This is a genomic window from Actinoplanes sp. G11-F43 (assembly GCF_050589265.1).
Lineage (GTDB): Bacteria > Actinomycetota > Actinomycetes > Mycobacteriales > Micromonosporaceae > Actinoplanes.
Genome location: NZ_JBNZCE010000054.1, coordinates 15,770 through 33,627, shown reverse-complemented (window position 1 = coordinate 33,627; position 17,858 = coordinate 15,770). Strand labels below are relative to the sequence as shown.

General features: G+C 68.5%; 13 protein-coding genes. 5 read left to right on the top strand and 8 right to left on the bottom strand.

What is annotated here, in order from left to right:
* Positions 1-6: 6 nt before the first annotated feature.
* Both ACQ0O7_RS41610 and ACQ0O7_RS41605 read right to left on the bottom strand, forming a co-directional pair.
* Complete coding sequence (locus tag ACQ0O7_RS41610) at positions 7-501, bottom strand: NUDIX hydrolase (RefSeq protein ID WP_430791365.1); 495 nt, start codon at positions 499-501, stop codon at positions 7-9.
* A gap of 9 nt (positions 502-510) precedes the next feature.
* On the bottom strand, positions 511-1,974 hold the full coding sequence (locus ACQ0O7_RS41605) for a GGDEF domain-containing protein (RefSeq protein WP_430791363.1): 1,464 nt from the start codon (positions 1,972-1,974) through the stop codon (positions 511-513).
* 126 nt (positions 1,975-2,100) lie between these two features.
* Between ACQ0O7_RS41605 and ACQ0O7_RS41600 the strand changes: the two genes are divergently transcribed.
* Both ACQ0O7_RS41600 and ACQ0O7_RS41595 read left to right on the top strand, forming a co-directional pair.
* Positions 2,101-4,752, top strand: coding sequence for an MGH1-like glycoside hydrolase domain-containing protein (locus ACQ0O7_RS41600; RefSeq protein ID WP_430791361.1), 2,652 nt, complete (start codon positions 2,101-2,103; stop codon positions 4,750-4,752).
* 12 nt (positions 4,753-4,764) lie between these two features.
* A complete protein-coding gene (locus tag ACQ0O7_RS41595) occupies positions 4,765-5,457 on the top strand; it encodes a hypothetical protein (protein ID WP_430791359.1) in 693 nt (230 codons plus the stop codon).
* Positions 5,458-5,488: 31 nt separating this feature from the next.
* Here ACQ0O7_RS41595 and ACQ0O7_RS41590 read toward each other — a convergent pair whose 3' ends face one another.
* The 4 genes from ACQ0O7_RS41590 to ACQ0O7_RS41575 all read right to left on the bottom strand — a co-directional run bounded on the left by ACQ0O7_RS41590 (position 5,489) and on the right by ACQ0O7_RS41575 (position 8,672).
* Positions 5,489-5,761, bottom strand: coding sequence for a hypothetical protein (locus tag ACQ0O7_RS41590; protein ID WP_430791357.1), 273 nt, complete (start codon positions 5,759-5,761; stop codon positions 5,489-5,491).
* A gap of 80 nt (positions 5,762-5,841) precedes the next feature.
* On the bottom strand, positions 5,842-6,417 hold the full coding sequence (locus ACQ0O7_RS41585) for a DsbA family protein (protein ID WP_430791355.1): 576 nt from the start codon (positions 6,415-6,417) through the stop codon (positions 5,842-5,844).
* A gap of 85 nt (positions 6,418-6,502) precedes the next feature.
* Positions 6,503-8,293 (bottom strand): anthranilate synthase family protein, encoded by a 1,791-nt coding sequence (locus ACQ0O7_RS41580; protein WP_430791353.1) that lies wholly within the window; start codon positions 8,291-8,293, stop codon positions 6,503-6,505.
* A gap of 145 nt (positions 8,294-8,438) precedes the next feature.
* Positions 8,439-8,672, bottom strand: coding sequence for a hypothetical protein (locus ACQ0O7_RS41575; protein ID WP_430791351.1), 234 nt, complete (start codon positions 8,670-8,672; stop codon positions 8,439-8,441).
* A gap of 168 nt (positions 8,673-8,840) precedes the next feature.
* Between ACQ0O7_RS41575 and ACQ0O7_RS41570 the strand changes: the two genes are divergently transcribed.
* A complete protein-coding gene (locus ACQ0O7_RS41570) occupies positions 8,841-9,215 on the top strand; it encodes a response regulator (RefSeq protein ID WP_430791349.1) in 375 nt (124 codons plus the stop codon).
* A 113-nt stretch (positions 9,216-9,328) separates the two neighbouring features.
* On the opposite strand, the gene ACQ0O7_RS41565 is transcribed toward ACQ0O7_RS41570, so the two are convergent.
* Positions 9,329-11,488, bottom strand: coding sequence for a glycoside hydrolase family 3 C-terminal domain-containing protein (locus ACQ0O7_RS41565; protein WP_430791347.1), 2,160 nt, complete (start codon positions 11,486-11,488; stop codon positions 9,329-9,331).
* A gap of 112 nt (positions 11,489-11,600) precedes the next feature.
* On the opposite strand from ACQ0O7_RS41565, the gene ACQ0O7_RS41560 reads away from it, so the two are divergent.
* Complete coding sequence (locus ACQ0O7_RS41560; RefSeq protein WP_430791345.1) at positions 11,601-12,197, top strand: TetR/AcrR family transcriptional regulator; 597 nt, start codon at positions 11,601-11,603, stop codon at positions 12,195-12,197.
* A gap of 14 nt (positions 12,198-12,211) precedes the next feature.
* Here the strand turns inward: ACQ0O7_RS41560 and ACQ0O7_RS41555 are convergent, their stop codons facing one another.
* The gene (locus tag ACQ0O7_RS41555; RefSeq protein WP_430791343.1) at positions 12,212-13,678 is read right to left on the bottom strand and encodes an Ig-like domain-containing protein; all 1,467 of its coding nucleotides are present in this window, start codon (positions 13,676-13,678) and stop codon (positions 12,212-12,214) included.
* 256 nt (positions 13,679-13,934) lie between these two features.
* Here ACQ0O7_RS41555 and ACQ0O7_RS41550 point away from each other — a divergent pair, with 256 nt between their 5' ends.
* Positions 13,935-17,852: a LamG-like jellyroll fold domain-containing protein gene (locus tag ACQ0O7_RS41550; protein ID WP_430791341.1), complete on the top strand. Its 3,918-nt coding sequence runs from the start codon at positions 13,935-13,937 to the stop codon at positions 17,850-17,852.
* Positions 17,853-17,858 lie beyond the last annotated feature (6 nt).

Below are 17,858 nucleotides of genomic sequence, written 5' to 3'. Positions count from 1 at the left end.
GACCCGTCAGATGCCGGGGATCATCGGCTCGCCCGGCGCGGCGAACCAGGCCGGGGCGTCCAGCGGCAGGGCGGTGCGGATGCGGTGCCGGGCATAAGGGCTGAGGTCCGGCAGGCCGTCCAGCGGGAACCAGCCGACGGCCAGGGACTCGGTGTCGTTGACGCGGGCGGTTCCGGTGAGCGGGCGGCAGCGGTACCAGGAGTTGACCATGTGGCAGAGGTCGCCGTTCGGGTAGGTGACCTCGTGCAGGGCGATCCCGGCCAGGCGCTGGATCTCCACCCGCACGCCGGTCTCCTCCTCCACCTCACGGATCACCGTGTCGGCCGGCTGCTCGCCGGGGTCCATCATGCCGGCCACCAAGGTCCACCGGCCGGTGTCGCTGCGCTGATGCAGCAGGATCTCGTCGCGGTCGTTGAAGATCACCGCGGACACCGTCGGGAACATGATGAGACCGGAGCCGACCTTGCCGCGGAGCTCGGTCACGTAGGGGGAAGCGGGCACGCCCCGAACCTAGCGCTCGGCGGCAATACCGGCTCCGGTCGCGGCCAGGACGACCCGGTCGCGGCCGGTGGCCTTCGCCTCGTACAGCGCGCGGTCGGCGGCGTCGAGCAGTGTTTCGGGAGTGGGTGCGATGAGGGCGGCGGCGCCCACCGAGACCGTCACCGACAGCAGTGTGCCGCCGGCGTCGACCGGAAGACCGGCGGTGGCGGAACGCAGGCGTTCGGCGAGAACCAGCAGGTCACCGGCTGTGGTGTGCGGGGCCAGAACGGCGAACTCCTCGCCCCCGTACCGGGCGATGACGGTGCCGGCCCGGGCGGCGGTGAGCAGCCGGCGGGAGACCTCGCACAGGACGGCGTCGCCGGCCGGGTGGCCGTGGCTGTCGTTGATCCGTTTGAAATGGTCCACGTCGATCATCAGCAGGCCGAGTCCGTGGCCGATGCGGGTGGCCCGCCGGCATTCGAGGGCGAGCACCTCGGTGAGGTGGCGGCGGGTGCGCAGGCCGGTCAAACCGTCGGTGATCGCGGCCCGGCGCTGGGCCGCCACCAGGCCCGCCATCCGGGCGAGGACGAGCAGGAACATCACCGCACAGGCGCCGCTGATCAGCGGTACGCTGACCGGTTCGCCGCGCAGCCACTGGATGAACTGCACGACGGGGGCGATCAGGACGGCCACCGCGAGGACGGCCAGACGGATCGGGGACGCGTCCGGGACAGCGGAGTCGGTGCGCTGGTCGAAACGGCGGATGCCGGGATGCAGGGCGGCGCCGCCGATCAGACCGAGCGACAGCATCCAGAGGGTGTCGAGGGACGCCTCGACCACGGCTCCGCCCTCGGCGATGGCGGTCGCCGCGTAGGCGGTGTCGACCCCGAGCATCAGGGTGAGGCTGCTCAGCACCAGGTACAGCACCGGCCCGCGGGTGCCGGCGCCCATCACCAGGCGGACGGCGAGAATCAACAGCATCAGATCGAGGACCGGATATGCGGACTGGGTGAGTTTCGCGTTGAGCGGCAGTTCCGAGTCCGCGGTGAGCGGTTCGATCACGTAGATCCAGCTGAGCAGCCCGGCACTGATCGCGACGACGAGGGCATCGATGGCACTGGGCAGGTCCCAGCCGGGGGTGCGCCGCCGGATGAACAGCAGGATGGCGCCGACGACGAGCAGGTAGTAGGTGAAGTAGAGCAGGTCGGCGGGGGTGGGTTCGAGGAACTCGCCGGACAGCCAGTCGTCGGCGACGGTGAGGCTGTCGGCGGCGGCGTAGAACACCTGGCCGGCGGCGAGCAGGTGCCAGCCGGCCCGGTGGGCGGGCCGGTACCGCCGGATGCCGTACCAGATCATGGTCGGTGTGGCGATGCTGACGACCATGTACGGCGCCACCGCGATCAGGTAGGAGTCGGCGTCGCTGAGGAGCACCCGCAGCACGACACAGGCCGTCACTGTGATGAGCCAGACGATTCCCGGCCGGGCAGAAGGCATACCGAAGCTTCTCCGGGGCAGGGTGCAGAACGGGTGCGGAACGGAGGCGGCCCGGTTTCGGATCCGGTCGGGGCTTACCTGGTTGACACATCGGCGTGACAGTCTCAGGGTGATCGACTGGTGTCGGTGAGTGGAAGTGCGGTGGAGGCGGACTTGTCGGAGCGGGTGCGGCTGGAGCAAGCGGATTCCGGGGAGTCGCCGTGGCGGGCCTGGGGGCCCTATCTCGCCGAGCGGGCCTGGGGGACCGTCCGGGAGGACTACAGCGAGCACGGCACCGCCTGGGACTACTTTCCGCACGATCATGCGCGTTCCCGGGCGTACCGCTGGAACGAGGACGGCATGGCCGGCCTCTGCGACGACCGGCAGACGTTCGCCTTCGCGCTGGCCCTGTGGAACGGGCGCGATCCGATCCTCAAAGAGCGGATGTTCGGCCTCGGCGGCGACGGCGGCAACCACGGCGAGGACGCCAAGGACTACTGGTGGTACCAGGATTCGACACCCACCCACTCGTGGATGCGGTGGCGCTACCACTATCCGCAGGACGAGTTCCCGTACGAGCAGCTGGTCCGGGTGAACGGGCAGCGGTCCCGCACCGAGGGCGAGTACGAACTGGTCGACACCGGGATCTTCGATCACGACCGGTTCTGGGCGGTGACCGTCGACTACGCGAAGGCGAGCCCGACCGACGTCTGTATCGCGATCACCGTCAGCAACCGTGGGCCGGATCCGGCGGTGCTGCACGTGCTGCCGACGCTGTGGTTCCGCAACACCTGGGCGTGGGGGCTGCCGAACCGGCAGAAACCGGCGATGACCGGCACCCCGGGACGGCTGGCGGGGCGGCACCGTTCGCTCGGCCACATCACCCTCGACGGGGCGGGCTCCCCGGTGGCGCTGATGTGCGACAACGAGACGAACTCGCAGCGCCTGTGGGGTCTGCCGGGTCGCAGCCAGTACCCGAAGGACGGCATCAACGACCACCTGATCCACCGCTCACCGACCGTCAACCCGGCTGGTACCGGGACCAAGGGAGCACTGCACTACCGGCTGTGGATGGGGGCGGGCGAGACCCGTACCATCCGGTTGCGGTTGACCCGGAGTGATCACCCGCAGCCGTCCGCGGACCTGGGGGACGGCTGGGCCGCGGTGATGCGGGACCGGCTGGCGGAGGCCGACGCGTTCTTCGGCGAGGTGCTTCCGGAGGCCGCGACCGGGGCGGAGCGGGAGGTGGCCCGGCAGGCGGTGGCCGGGCTGATGTGGGGCAAACAGTTCTACCACTTCGATGTGAAGCAGTGGCTGAACGGCGATCCGGGCACACCGCCACCGCCACCGGGCCGCCGGTACGGGCGTAACAACGGCTGGTCGCACATGAACAGCTTCGACGTGATCAGCATGCCGGATCCGTGGGAGTACCCGTGGTACGCCGCCTGGGACCTGGCCTTCCACTGTGTGAGCATCGCCCGGGTCGACCCGGGGTTCGCCAAGTCGCAGCTGCTGTTGCTGCTGCGGGAGTGGTATATGCACCCCAACGGGCAGATCCCGGCGTACGAGTGGTCGTTCTCGGACGTGAACCCGCCCGTACACGCGTGGGCCGCTCTTCAGGTCTTCCATATCGACGGCGGGCGGGACTTCGGCTTCCTGTCCCGGGTGATGCACAAGCTGCTGCTCAACTTCACCTGGTGGGTGAACCGTAAGGACGTCGGCGGCAACAACGTCTTCGAGGGCGGCTTCCTCGGGCTGGACAATGTCGGACCGTTCGACAGGTCGGCCGCGCTGCCGGTGGCCGGGGTGCTGGAGCAGTCCGACGGCACCGGGTGGATGGCGATGTACGCCCTCAACCTGCTCGACATGGCGATTCTGCTGGCCCTGCACGACCGGGCCTACGAGGACATGGCCACCAAGTTCTTCGAACATTTCACCTACATCGCGGAGGCCGCCTACCGGCAGGGCCTGTGGGACGAGGAGGACAGCTTCTTCTACGACGTGCTGCGCCTGCCGGACGGCCACCGGGTGCCGTTGAAGGCCCGGTCGATCGTCGGGCTGCTGCCGCTGGCCGCTACCACCCGGCTCACCTCGGAGACCTTGAACCGGCTGCCGGAGATCAGCGCGCGGGTCCGGTGGATGCTGCACCACCAGGGCGAATTCGGTGACGTGATCAGCGCCCGGCGGCTGGGCGGCGCGGACCGCCGCCAGCAGCGCCTGCTGTCCATGGTCGGTCAGGATCAACTGCTGCGGATCCTGGCCAGGTTGCTGGACCCGGAGGAGTTCCTTTCGCCGTACGGGCTACGCACGCTGTCCCGATCCCACCTGGAGAAGCCGTTCACCGTGTCACTGGGCGGTTCCGACTTCACCGTCGGGTACGAGCCGGCCGAGAGCACCAGCGGACTGTTCGGCGGCAACTCGAACTGGCGCGGCCCGGTCTGGATGCCCGTCAACTACCTGCTCGTTCAGGCCCTGCGGGAGTTCGCCGAGTTCTACGGTGAGGACTTGAAGGCGGAGTATCCGACCGGCTCGCAGTGCAAGGCGGGGCTCGGTGAGATCGCCGACGACCTGTCCCGTCGCCTGATCGGCCTGTTCGTGCCGGACGAGTCGGGGCGCCGGCCGATCTACGGGGCCACCGAGCTGTTCCAGACGCATCCCGACTGGAAGGACCTCATCGTCTTCCCGGAGTACTTCAACGGCGACGACGGGGCCGGGCTGGGGGCCTGGCATCAGACCGGGTGGACCGCTCTGGTCATCGATCTGGTGTTCAATCTGCGCACATCCCCGGGCCGGCCATGACGGGGAGAAGACATGATCAAGTACTTCCTGATCGCGGCCCTGCTGGCGGCCGGCGGCTGTGCCGGGCGGGGTGTTGAGCCGGCCGGCACGGAGAGCGCGGCACCGCAGGGCGCGGCCGAGACGTTGACGGCGGCCTCGGCGGCCCTGCAGAGGGAGACCTTCCGGACGACGGTGGATCTCGGGCAGGCCGGCACCATGACGGGCGTGTCCGACCCGGCGGGTAAGAACGGCGAGATGGTGCTGAAGACCCCGATGCCCGGCAACCAGATGACCACCACCGTCCGGATCGTCGCCGGGGTGACCTATGTGAAGGTCAAACTGGCGAAATCGGCCGGCATGCCGGGCCTGGACGGCAAGAAGTGGCGCAAGATCGATAACCCGGCGGCGGCCGGCTCCACCGAGGCGGCCGAGGCGCTGGCGGCCGCCACCGAGGTGCGATGGGTGGACGGGGACACCGTCGAGGGCACCGTCGACGCGGCGAAGTCGGTCGAGGCGATGGGTGTCGGCAAGGACGCGGTGGGCAAGATGTCCAGCACGATGGTGCCGTTCGAGGCCAGCTTCGACGTGCTGGGCCGGCTGGCGGAGTACCGGTTCGAGATGCCGGCGATCGGCTCGGCGGAACCCTTCGAGATGGTCACCACCTACTCGGACTTCGGCACTCCGGTCAGCGTGAAAGCCCCGGCCGCCAAGGACGTGACGACTTAGGCCCGCCGCGCGGAGAGCGCGACGGGAAAGGCTAGGCGGCCCGGCTGACGATCACCTCGGCCACGTGGCGCAACTGCTCGTGGTCGGGGTGGAAACCGGCGGCGATGTCCGGGTGCAGGCCCGCCTTCGCCTGCTCCAGCAGCATCGAGGTGACCTGCTCGACGTTCTCCCCGGCGTAGTGCTCCTCGACCTTCACGGTCGCCGCCTGCAGAGCGGAACTGAGCTGCTCCTCCAGGGGGCCGCGCAGTTTCCGCTCCACCGGGGTGAGCGTGCTGGGGTCGAGAGTGACATGAGGCTCGGACACGGTGCGCCTCCGGATGGCAGCGACTTGGTCAGCGACGCGAGCCCGATACCCGAACATCCGCCGACGGTAACCCCCGCGGGTCATCCCCGCCCGCGTTTCACCTCGAAGAAGTAGTCGATGCTGCTCAGAGCCGCCGTGGAGTCCCAGATGACCAGCCCGTCGGCGGGCGACGGGACCTCGCCGATGACCGGCCCGTGCAGCCCGCGCGCCGAACCCTCCAGGTGCAGCACCGGCGACCCGATCCCCGGCCCGGCCAGCGCCATCGCCGTCTCGTGCGACTCCTTCACGGTGTCGTCCCAGGCGGCGTCGCCGAGCACGGTCTCCGGGTGGGTCACCCCGGCGGCCTCCGCGGCGGCCGCCACCACCTCGTCGCTGAGCAGGTCGCTGACGTCGTGGGTGCGCTCGCCGATCCCGGTGTAGAAGGCGGCGACGACATCGTGCCGCCCCTCCGACCGCAGCGACTCCACCAGGCGCAGCGCCCGGATCGAGGCGGCCAGCGCACTCCGGAACTTCTCCGGCGTCTCGCCGCCGAGCAGCGCCAGGCTGAACGCCCGCCAGTGAATCTCCAGGCCCCGCTCCGGGGCGACGGCCAGCAACCACCGCGACGTACGCCAGGTGAACGGACAGGCCGGATCAAAGTAGAACGTGACCTTCATGCCCTGAAACTACCGGTTCCGAAGCAAAAGGGTCGGTGGTCCAAGGTGAGGCTCTCGATCCCCTTGGACCACCGACACTGTCTCGCTACCCGCTAATCGCCGGGCTAACCACGCCGGACAGCAAAGGTGGAAGAAGTTCGCGAAGGACGTCGACGCCGTCCCGGCTGAGCACCGACTCGGGATGGAACTGGACCCCGGCGAACCCCGTCCCGCGCAGCGCGTGCACGGTCCCGTCGACCGGATCGACGGCCGCCTCGAACGGGCCCGGTAAGCCGGCCACCGCCGAGAAACTGGAATAGAAACCCACTCGGCGTACGGTCCCGAACAGTTCGACGTCCCGGGCCAGACCCTGGTACGGCGAATCCCGGCGGATCAGGGTCAGGCCCAGCCGGGTGGCCAGGATCTGCTGTCCCAGGCAGACCGCGAAGAGCGGCCGCCCGGCGTCCAGCGCCGCCCCGACCAGGGTGCGCAGCCGGGCCATCTTGGGGTCGCCGGGATCCGACGGGTCACCGGGGCCGGGCCCGAATACGAGCAGGTCGGCCTCGGGCAGGGTCGGCACCGCGGTCCACGGCAGGGTGGTCACCACCAGGCCGAGCGCCTTGAGCTGGTGCGCCAGCATCGCGGTGAAGGTGTCCTCGGCGTCGATGATCACCGCGCGCCGGCCGTCCAGGGCGGGCACCGTCAGCGCGCCCGGGGCCCGCGAGTCGAGCCAGAACCGGGCCAGGTCGTCGTTACGGGCGGCGAGCAGGGACTGGACCTCGGGGGTGAGCGCGGTACCCCGTACCGGCAATCGGGTTGACGGAACCGCGCCCAGCGCGGACAGCACGCCGGCCGCCTTCGTGTGGGTCTCGGCGACCTCGCCCGCCGCGGTGGAGTGCCGGACCAGGGTGGCGCCGACCGGGACACGCAACCGCCGGTCCGGGGTGATCTCGGCGGTCCGGATCAGGATCGGCGCGTCCAGGGTCTGCCGGCTGTCGGCGTCGTGGTCGAGCAGGGCGAGGACACCGGCGTAGTAACGGCGGCCCCGGCGTTCGTGGCGGGTGATCACCCGGCAGGCGTTCTCGATCGGGCTGCCGGTGACGGTGGGCGCGAACATGGTCTCCCGCAGCACCTCCCGGACGTCCCGGGAACCCTGCCCGGCCAGCAGATACTCGGTGTGGGTGAGGTGCGCCATCTCCTTGAGGTACGGCCCGGCCACCTGACCGCCGTGTTCGGCGACCGTGGCCATCATCTTGAGTTCCTCGTCGAGCACCATGTACAGCTCTTCGATCTCCTTGGGGTCCCGCAGGAAGTCCACCAGCGACCCGGAGCCGTTGCGGAACGTGCCGCTGATCGGGTTCATCATGGTGATCCCGTCCTGCACGCTGACGTGCCGTTCCGGGGTGGCGCCGACCAGGATCCGGTTGCCGGTGTCGACCAGGAACGTCCAGTAGGTGCCCTGCTCACCGGCGAGCAGCCGGCCGAACGCGGCCCGGGCGGCGGCCAGCGGATCACCCTCGACGACTGCCTGGTAGACGCGGTGGATCACGAAGTTGGCGCCGGCCCCGTGCCCGATCTCGTCGCGCAGCACGTCCTCGACGACCCGGCCGTACTCGTCGTCGGACATGTCGAAACCACCGTCACGCAGGGTCAGCTCGCCGGGCGGGAAGGCGCTCAACGGCTCCCGGGAGGCCGATCTGACCAGCAGACATTCCAGCGGGGCGCCGTCGTCGACGCAGTCGAAACCACGTTCGGCGATCTGCCGGTACGGGATGACCGCGAGCACCGGGGTGCCCGGGTCGAGGGGGATGTCGTCGAGGGTGGCGACCGCGACGACGTCTCCGGTGAGCACCTCGACGTGGTCGGCGCCGTCCCGGTGCAGCAGGGCGAATGGCATGGCTCCTCTTTCCAGGAGGGGCCGCCCACCGAGAACGCAGAACGGCCGCCTCGGAGGAGGCGGCCGCGGTTGGTGCGCGCGGGGGGATGGGGCCGCCGGTCAGGCGGGCCACCACATGGTGAGCTGTGCGCGCATGGCCGGAACCTTACCCTGCGAACGCCAGCCGTACGGCGTGCCGGGCCCATTTCATCCGCCCGAGCGCGCAGTCGGGGTGTTCACCGAACTCCTGGGCCATCCGTTCGGCGCACCCGTCCGCCCCGAGCCGGTCGACGGCCGCGACCACGGCGGCCCTGATCAACTCGGGGGTCGGTAGTTCTGATCGTTGTACGTCGGAGGCGAACAGCGCTTCACTGCGTACGTTCTCGGTCATCGGGTTCATCAGGATCCTCCCGCCCTGTCTGCTGCTCAGCCAACCGCCCGCCGCTAGCGGCCCGGGAGTGACCCGGGTGCGGGCGGGTTGCGGACCCACTTTCCCGAGAGTCACCCACATACCGTGTATGTCGGGATATGGTCCGAACACAGATAGCAACGGATCGGGGGGAGCCGCGTGACGACCGTCCTTGTGGCCGACGACGACGCCGACATCAGAGACCTGGTGGCGTTCAAGCTGGAGCAGGCCGGCCTCGAGGTGCTGGCGGTCGGCGACGGTCAGACCGCAGTCGAGACGGCACGCACCCGCCTCCCCACCCTCGCCGTCCTGGACGTGTCGATGCCGGGGCTCTCGGGCATCGACGTGTGCCGGATGCTGCGCGCCGATCCGAGCACCGCCGGCATGCTGATCATCATGCTCACCGCGCGGGTGCAGGAGCAGGACGTCGAGGGCGGGTTCAGCGCCGGCGCCGACGATTATGTGACCAAGCCGTTCAGCCCGCGCGAGCTGGTGTCCCGGATCCAGGCACTGCTCACGCGGGCCAGAACCTGACCGCGTGGCGATTTTCGGCGCGCAGCGCCCCGAAAATCACCACGCGCAGTGGCCAGAGCCCGACCGGGTGGTGAGTTCGGGTTCGCTCCGCGCCCGAACTCACCACACTGCCGTCAGTTCGCGGCCTCGACCAGCTTGCCCAGATCCTCCGGCCGGATCGGCATGCCGGGGAACATCGCCATCCGGCTCAGCGGCAGACTGCCCAGCATCATCAGCATCTCCGGAGCCGGCTGCTGCCCCGATTCCCCGAACACCGAGCCGAGCACCTCGGCACCCCGCGGGTCGGCCAGCCACTCGCCGACACTCGACTCGGCGGTCAGCGGCACCCGGGCCGGGTCACCGGCCACGTGCACGGTCACCGTGGCCCGGATGTCCCGCGACGACGCGCCGACCTCGATCACGTACTCGCCGTCCTCGACGATCCACTTCCCGAGCCGGACGTCCCAGTACGCGAGATCCTCGCGCTCCACGGTCAGCGTCACCTCGGTGGTCTCACCCACCCCGATCGGCACACTGGCGAACGCCTTCAGCTCCCGCGGGGCCCGCTGCACCTTCGAACCGGGCCGACTCAGGTAGACCTGCACCACCTCACGGCCGTCCCGGGCGCCGGTGTTGGTCACCGGCACCCGCACCTCGACACCCTCGGCCGACGCCGTCGCGCGGGCCGCGCCGTAACCGAACGTGGTGTAGGACAGACCGAAGCCGAACGGGTACGCCACCTCCTGCCCGCGCGCGTCGAAACCCCGGTAGCCGACGTGCAGGCCCTCGCCGTACCGGACGTGGCCGTGCTCACCGGGGAAGTCCAGGAACGACGGGTGGTCGGCCAGCTTGACCGGGATCGTCTCGGCCAGCCGCCCGGACGGGTTGACCCGGCCGAACAGCACGTCGGCGATCGCGCTGCCGCCGGCCTGCCCGAGCAGCCAGCCCTCGACCAGCGCCAGCACCCGCTCGTCCCACGGTTTGGTGGCGAGCACCGCACCGTTGGAGAGCACCACGATGGTATTCGGGTTGACGGCGGCGACCCGCTCGATCAGCGCCAGCTGGGCGGCCGGCAGGTCGATCGACTCCCGGTCGGCGCCCTCGGTCTCGTGCACGGTCCCGGCGAAGACGATGGCGACGTCCTGCTCCCGGGCCACCGCCACCGCCTCGGCGAGCAGCGCCTCATCCTCGCCCTCCAGCGGATAGCCGGCCGCGAACCGGACGTCCGCCCCGGTCGCGGTGATGGCGGTGAGCGCGTCGTCGAGCCGGGTCGGGGTGATCTGCGAGCTGCCGCCACCCTGGTAGCGCGGGATCCGCGCGAACTCGCCGAGCACCGCGATCGACTGCTCGCCACTCAGCGGCAGCAGGTCACCGTCGTTCTTCAGCAGGACGATCGCCCTTCCGGCGATCTCCCGGGCGAGCGCGTGGTGGGCGTCGGCGTCATAGGTCCCGGCCGGCCGTTCCCCCGCCTTTCTGATCATTTGCTGTACGCGTTCCGCACTGGTCGCGAGCAGGGCCGGGTCAAGTTCCGCGCTGGTGATGGCGTTGATCAACTGCTGGTCCCCGGCGGCGTCCGGCCCCGGCATGGTCAGGTCGAGACCGGCCGCGACCGACTTCACCCGGTCCACCACGGCACCCCAGTCGGAGACGACAAGACCCTCGAAACCCCACTCACCGCGCAGTACGTCGGTGAGCAGCCAGCGGTGCTCGCTGGCGTACACCCCGTTGATCTTGTTGTAGGCACACATCACCGTCCACGGCTGCGCCCGGGTGACCACCTTGTGGAACGCCCGCAGATACATCTCCCGCAGCGTGCGCTCGTCCACGTCGGCGCTGACCCGCATCCGGTCGGTCTCCTGGCTGTTGACCGCGAAGTGCTTGAGTGACGCGCCGACCCCCTTGCTCTGCAGGCCGCGCACCCACTCGGTGGCCAGGTAGCCGGAGAGCAGCGGATCCTCGGAGAAATACTCGAAGTTGCGGCCACCGAGCGGGCTGCGCTTCAGGTTGACACCCGGGCCGAGCAGCACCGCGACGTCCTGCGCCCGGCACTCGTCGCCGAGCGCCTCGCCCATCCGGCGCAGCAGCTCCGGATCCCAGGTGGAGGCGCTGGCCACGGCCGGGGGGAAACAGGTCGCCGGCACCCCGGCCAGCAGATCCTCACCGGCCTGCAGGCGCACACCGTGCGGGCCGTCGGTGACGGTGACGGCGGGGATGCCCGCGGACTCGACGCCCTCGGTGTGCCAGAAGTCGCTGCCGGAGGTGATCGCCGCTTGTTCCGAGGTGTTGAGTGTCATCGGTCCGCCCTTACTGAGCAATCTACTACTGAGTACCTACTAGGTATTAACTCCTCTGAAACATAGCCAGGTCAGAAGCGCTCCCGCAAGGGCCTGCTGGTAGGAAGAAGCTGTGCAGACGCGACGTGACCGAGCCCGGATGCCGGCCGCCGAACGCCGCCGGCAGATCCTCGAGATGACCACCAGACTGATCGCCGAACGCGGCTTCTACGGCCTGTCGATGCAAGATGTGGCCGACGGCTGCGGCCTCACCGTCCCCGGCATGCTGCACCACGTCGGCTCCAAGGACAGCCTGCTGGTAGCCGTCCTGGAATACCGCGACGAACAGGACGCCCTCTCCCTGGCGTCGAAACTGGGCCGCCCGCCCCACCAGCTGTGGAACGACGGCCGGATCACCCTGCCGGAGATCTGCACGGCGGTGGTCGCCCGCAACGCCGGCCAGCCCGAGATCGTCCGCCTGTTCGCGGTCCTGGAGGCCGAGTCGCTGGCCCCCGGCCACCCCGCCCACGACTACTTCCGCACCCGCCAGCGCACCACGCTGGCCCAGTTCGCCGGCCTGGCCGCCCCTGGCACCCCCGACCCGCACGGCCTGGCCGTCCAGGTGGTCGCCATGATGGACGGCCTACAGATCCAGTGGCTCCGCGAACCCGAGACGTTCAACCTGGTCACCGCCTGGGAAGCCGCCGCCGCCCGCCTTTTCGCCGACTAGCCGCTGTCCGGGTGTCAGCGGCGGTAGGTACGTTTCGCCGTGTTCTTCACATTGCCGGCCCGGTCGTAGGTGCGGAGCTGGACGGTGAACTTCTTGCCGTACCTCTTCGGGTTGACGGTGAAGGCGTAGGCGGCCCTGGTGTCGGTGGCCACCACCTTGCCGTTGACGAGCAACTGGACGCGAGCGATACCGAACCGGTCGGAAGCCGCCGCGGTGACGGCAAATTTCCTGGTGATCCTGGTGTTGTTCTTCGGGGCCTTCCGGTAGCTGATCCCGGGCGCGGTGTTGTCGATGGTGATCTGCCGGTGCAGGGTGGTGACGTTGCCGGCCTTGTCCATGACGTCGACCCGCAGGGTGCGGCGGCCGTCGGCGACATTCCGGCTGTTCAGCCGGACGCTCCAGGGTGCCTGGTGGGTGTAGGCGAGGTCGTTGACGTAACCGCTCAGGTAGGCCAGGCCGGTGGCATCCCTGACCCCGGTGACGGCGGTGGTGAAGGTGCCCCGCACGTAGGCGTTCGCCGCCGGGCTGAAGGTGACCGTCGGCCGGTCGTTGTCGACGATCACCTTGCGGGTGAGTTCGGCGATGTTGCCGACGGTGTCGTAGGAGCGGACCGTCATGGTCGCCGGGCCGTTGACCGCCGCCGGATCCCAGAACAGGTGGACGGCGCCGACACCGTTGCTCTGGATCGTCCGGTCGGTGCGGACCAGACGGCCGTTGATCCACAGTTCGACCCGGTCGATCTGGGAGGCGTCCTCGGAGGCGACGTTGATCCGGCCGCCACGCCGGACGAAACCGTCGACCTCGTCGAAGCCGACCTCCAGCGACGGTGGGGTCCGATCGACGAACGCGTACACCTGGCTGGTTCCGACGTTGCCGAGGATGTCGTAGGTCCGCGACTTCAGCGTCACCCGGCCGTCGGGGCCGGTGCCGTCCCAGGTGACGGTCCACGGTGCCGAGGTGGTGGAGTCGATCACCTTGTCGCCGAGGATCAGGTCGACGCGGGTAACCGTGTCGCGGTCCGCTCCCGGTGACACGAGGAAGTCGAACGTACGGCCCCGGTTGAAGGTGTTGAGGGTGGTGCTCTGCGAGTTGTGCTCCCACGGGAAGTAGGCGATAGCGCCGTGGTTGTGGACGCGCACGGTCACCGGATCGGTGCGGGTCCAGACTCCCTGGGAGTCGAGCAGTTCCAGCTGAAGCCGCTTGTCACCGTCAAGCCAGCCGGTGGTGTTCCAGGACAGCGACCACGGCGCCACGTCGTCCCGGGTGACGAGCGTGTCGTTGACGTACAGCCGGATCCGGGTGACGTCGACGCCGTCGGGAACCACCGGGGCGATGACCACGGTCTTGTTGACCCGCTGCCCAGCGGCCAGTCCCAGACCGATGGCCGGCGGTTCGGCCGCATGGGCCGGGGCCGCGGCAGTCCCGGCGGTAAGTGCGGTAATCAAGGCCAGCAGTGCCGCCGAGCGCGGAATCCGTCCCATGTGTCCCCCGAAGATCGATGCGCACCACATCGTAGAGCCTCGAAGTCCAGCTGCGACGCCAAGATGCCGGTTCGCGGCAGCTTGATTCGGACATTGCAGTCAGTGTGATCAACGCAACTGGGTGTAGCGGCTAAATTTTCGATCTTGCCGACATCGAGATCTGGTTATCCACCGATTGAATGCTTAGAGTTCCGGTGCCGCTACGCATTGATCGGGGGACGCCATGTGGCGCCGGATTCTGCCTGCCTGTCTTACGGTGGGCTTGACTGCCACCGTCGTTTCTGTTCCAGCCTGGACGACTCCCGTCATGGCTGCCTGCAGTGATGCGGCCGCCACCGAGGCTGCTGCCGCAGCGTTGGCTGTCAGTTGCGGGACGCCAGTAGTGGTGGACGCGCTACGCAACGAGTACTCGCAGGTGGTTGCGCAGCCTGACGGGCGGATGACGTTCGAGTCCTCGGTGTTGCCGGAACGGGTGCAACGTGGCGAGGGGTGGGTGGACGTCGACCTGGACTTGGCTTCCGGCAGCGACGGTCTCCTGCGCCCGGCGGCGTCGGTTGCCGACGTGGCGTTCTCCAACGGCGGTACTGCGCCACTGGTGACTCTGACCCGCGGGGGCCGGGCGATGACCATGTCGTGGCCCGGAACACTGCCGCCCCCGGCGATCGATGAGAACTCGGCCAAATACATCGAGGTGCTGCCCGGAGTCGACCTGGTGGTTCGGGCGACCGAAACCGGATTCACCCACGTTCTAGTGATCAAGTCGGCAGCAGCGGCCGCTCAGCCCGCGGTGCGTGAGGTCAGGTTCGAACTCGGTGGCGATGCCCAGATCGAGGCTGCCGACGGGGCCTTACGTGCAGTCAGCGATGGATCGGTGCTTGCGGCGACCGAGCCGGCGGTGATGTGGGATTCGCGTTCGGCCACCGCAGCCGTGCCGCGGACGTCGCGATCTGCGCTCCCAGCACAGGCGTCCTCGCCGTCCACGACCGAGGCCGCGGGTGATGCGGCACGAACCGCCCCGGTGGCGGTGCGGTTGTCCGACGGTGACCTCGTCCTTCATCCGGACGCGACCCTACTCGAACATGCAGCTTTCCCTCTCTACGTGGATCCGGCGTGGTCGGTTGCCAAGGCGAAGTGGGCGTACTCGACGAACAACGGTTCCAATAACACCGACTACTCCACCGCCCGTGTCGGCCTCAACCCGGAGACCGGCGCGCTGTACCGGTCGTTCTTCCAGTTCAACACCACAGCGGGCGGAGTGGCGCTGAAGGGCAAGCACATCGAGTCCGCACGGGTGGAGATGAAGCTCGATCACTCCTGGTCCTGTGATCGGACGGTCGCTTCGATGCACTGGTCGTCGGCGATCAACGCGACGATGAAGGCGACCTGGTCTGCCATGGATCTGCTGCGTTATCTGGACAGCGCGACCGGGCGTGCCAATCAGGCCGGCGGATGCGGGGTGATTCAGGGCGACGAGGACATGATCTTCCAGGGGGCCAAGGTCACCTCGTTCGTGCAGGAAGCGGCCAACAAGAGCTGGCCCAACATCACCGTTGGCTTCACCACACGGGACTCCTCCGGAGAAGGGGAATCGACACAGGCGCGGTGGAAGAAGTTCCTGCCGAAGAATGCCAAGCTGTGGGCCGATTACGACAGCAAGCCGACCGCACCGACCGGTTTGCAGGTGGCGGGAGTCTCGTGTAGCACCAGTGCCGCGGTGACCATCGGAACGCTCACCCCGACGTTCGCGGCGCAGTTCAACGACGCGGACGCCAGTGATTCGCTGACCGGCGCATTCGAGTGGATCGAGGTGCCGGCGGCGGGAATGGGCTCGGTCACCTCGACCGTCCCGGGACGACAGAAGGCTCCACCGAACAAGACCAACGTGTCCAACAACACGAAGGCGACCAGCGCAGCAGTCTCCGCTGAGAAGAACAAGAAGTATGCATTCCGAGCCCAGACCACGGACAAGGCCCCGTACTCACAGACCGGCCCGTGGTCGGCGTGGTGCCAGTTCAAGGTGGACAGCACCGTTCCGACGGTGAGCGGTACGGTGCTGTCCAACGCCTCGGCTCCCGGCAAGAAGGTCCGCATCCGGATCGAGTCGACCTCCACCGACGTGACCAAGTTCCAGTACGGCTGGGACAGCGCGACCAAGGTGGTCACCGCCACGACCTCGACCGCCCCACCGAAGATCGCCGAGATCGAGGTGACAGCTCAGCGGCTCGGCACCAACGTCTTGAACCTGAAGGCCATCGACGCTACCCGCAACGAGGGCATCGGAACGGTGGAATTCAATGTTGCCGGGCAACCGGTTGCCCCGATAGCGCGATGGGGCTTGGAGACCCTGCCCGGGATGTCTACTCCGGCAAGCGCGTTGGCCGACCGTGTCCCGCTTCCAGCAGACACGCCTCTGACCGCCGAGAACGTGACCTGGACCGATGATGTACGGCTGACGAAGGCCGGGACATCGACGTTCAACGGGACCTCCTCCGTGGCCATGACCAGTTCTTCGGTGGTGAGCACCACGGCCTCGTTCAGCGTTGCGGGCTGGGTTCGGCTCGGTGCGGTACCTAACAGCGACATGAAGTTCGCGACCCAGTACGGCAGCGACGCGGCCGGCTTCGAGATCGGTGTCCGCCGCACCGGAACTGCGCTGACACCGCACTGGTCGTTCTTGATGAAGGACACCAGCGCTCAGACGAGCGCGACAGTCGCCGCTGTGGCACCGGCTCCGATCACGGCCGCCGACGTCGGTCGATGGGTGCACGTGGCGGGCGTGCTCGACGCGCCGGAGAAGAAGCTTCGCCTGTACCTCGACGGCGTCATGGTGACCGAGATCGACCGCGGTGCCACCCCGTGGGCGGCGACCGGCCGGTTCGCCGCTGGGAAGGGATACGGCAGCAACTACTGGAAGGGATCCATCGCCGACCTCCAGGTTTTCGACCGTGTACTGGTCGCCGAGGACTTCACCGGGCGTCTCGCGTCGGATGATGAAGGCAAGGTAACCGGTAATGGGTTCAACGAACCGGGCATCCTGACCCCTGTCCAGGTCGGAGGGTGGGACTTCGATACCGCATCCGGATGCAAACGGGCCGATCTCAACGGCTACTGCCAGGCACCTGATCCGGGCACCGCCTGGAACCGCTGGCTCGCCTTGAGCCGGGGCTCCGAGATCGGCACGGGCCGTGATGCCAACAACGGGTTCGCCCTGTGGCTGGATGACCAGTACTTCCCGTCCGACGACGGTACGACACCGGACACCACCTCCGAGTACGGCCGGTCCGCGGTCAAGACAGGCACCACGGCACCAGACGAGAACGGCGACGAGTTCACGTTGTGGCAGGACCAGCAGGTCCTCCGTACCGACCAGTCCTTCACCGTCGCCCTGTGGGCGGTGCCACGCGCTGATTTGACCGGCAACCGGACCGTCCTTGCACAGGGTGGCACCAACGAGAGCGCGTTCCGGCTCCAGTACGCCGCGGACAGCGGTAAGTGGGTCTTCGGGGTCGCGTCGCACGACACGCCAGATGCGGACACCTCGACGGTGACCAGTCTGACGTCGGCCTCGACCACCGACCCCGGTGCCTGGACCCATCTGACCGCCGTCTACGACGCCGCCGTCAAACAGACTCGTATCTACGTCAACGGAAACCGTGAAGCCGACGCCATCGTCTCGGGCACTCCGTTCGACGCGACCGGGCCGATGCTGGTCGGCAAGTCTTTGTCCCAGGGGGAACTGACCGGCCAGTGGCATGGCGGTATCGACGACATCGCCGTCTTCCAAGGAGCGATGAACGACGCGGCGATCTCGCTCATGTACCAGCGCCAGAATGCTGACACCAATGCCCACAACGTACTGGAGACGAACGGGACGATGCGCGCGGGCGATGTGAGGCGGTCCAGCAACGACGTCTACCAGTTGCGGATGCAAACCGACGGCAACCTGGTGCTCTACCGGCAGGGCACCGCCGTCTGGTCACCCAACACCTGGGGAAATCCCGGGGCCACGACGGTTATGCAGCCCGACGGCAACCTGGTCATCTACCGCGCGAACGACTCCATGGCATGGAGCACCGCCACCGCAGGAAAGGGCGCAGACCGATTGGTGCTCTTCGACGACGGCCGCCTCGAACTACAGAATCCGGTCGGTCAAATCGTCTGGCGTCGTCCGTAAGCATGT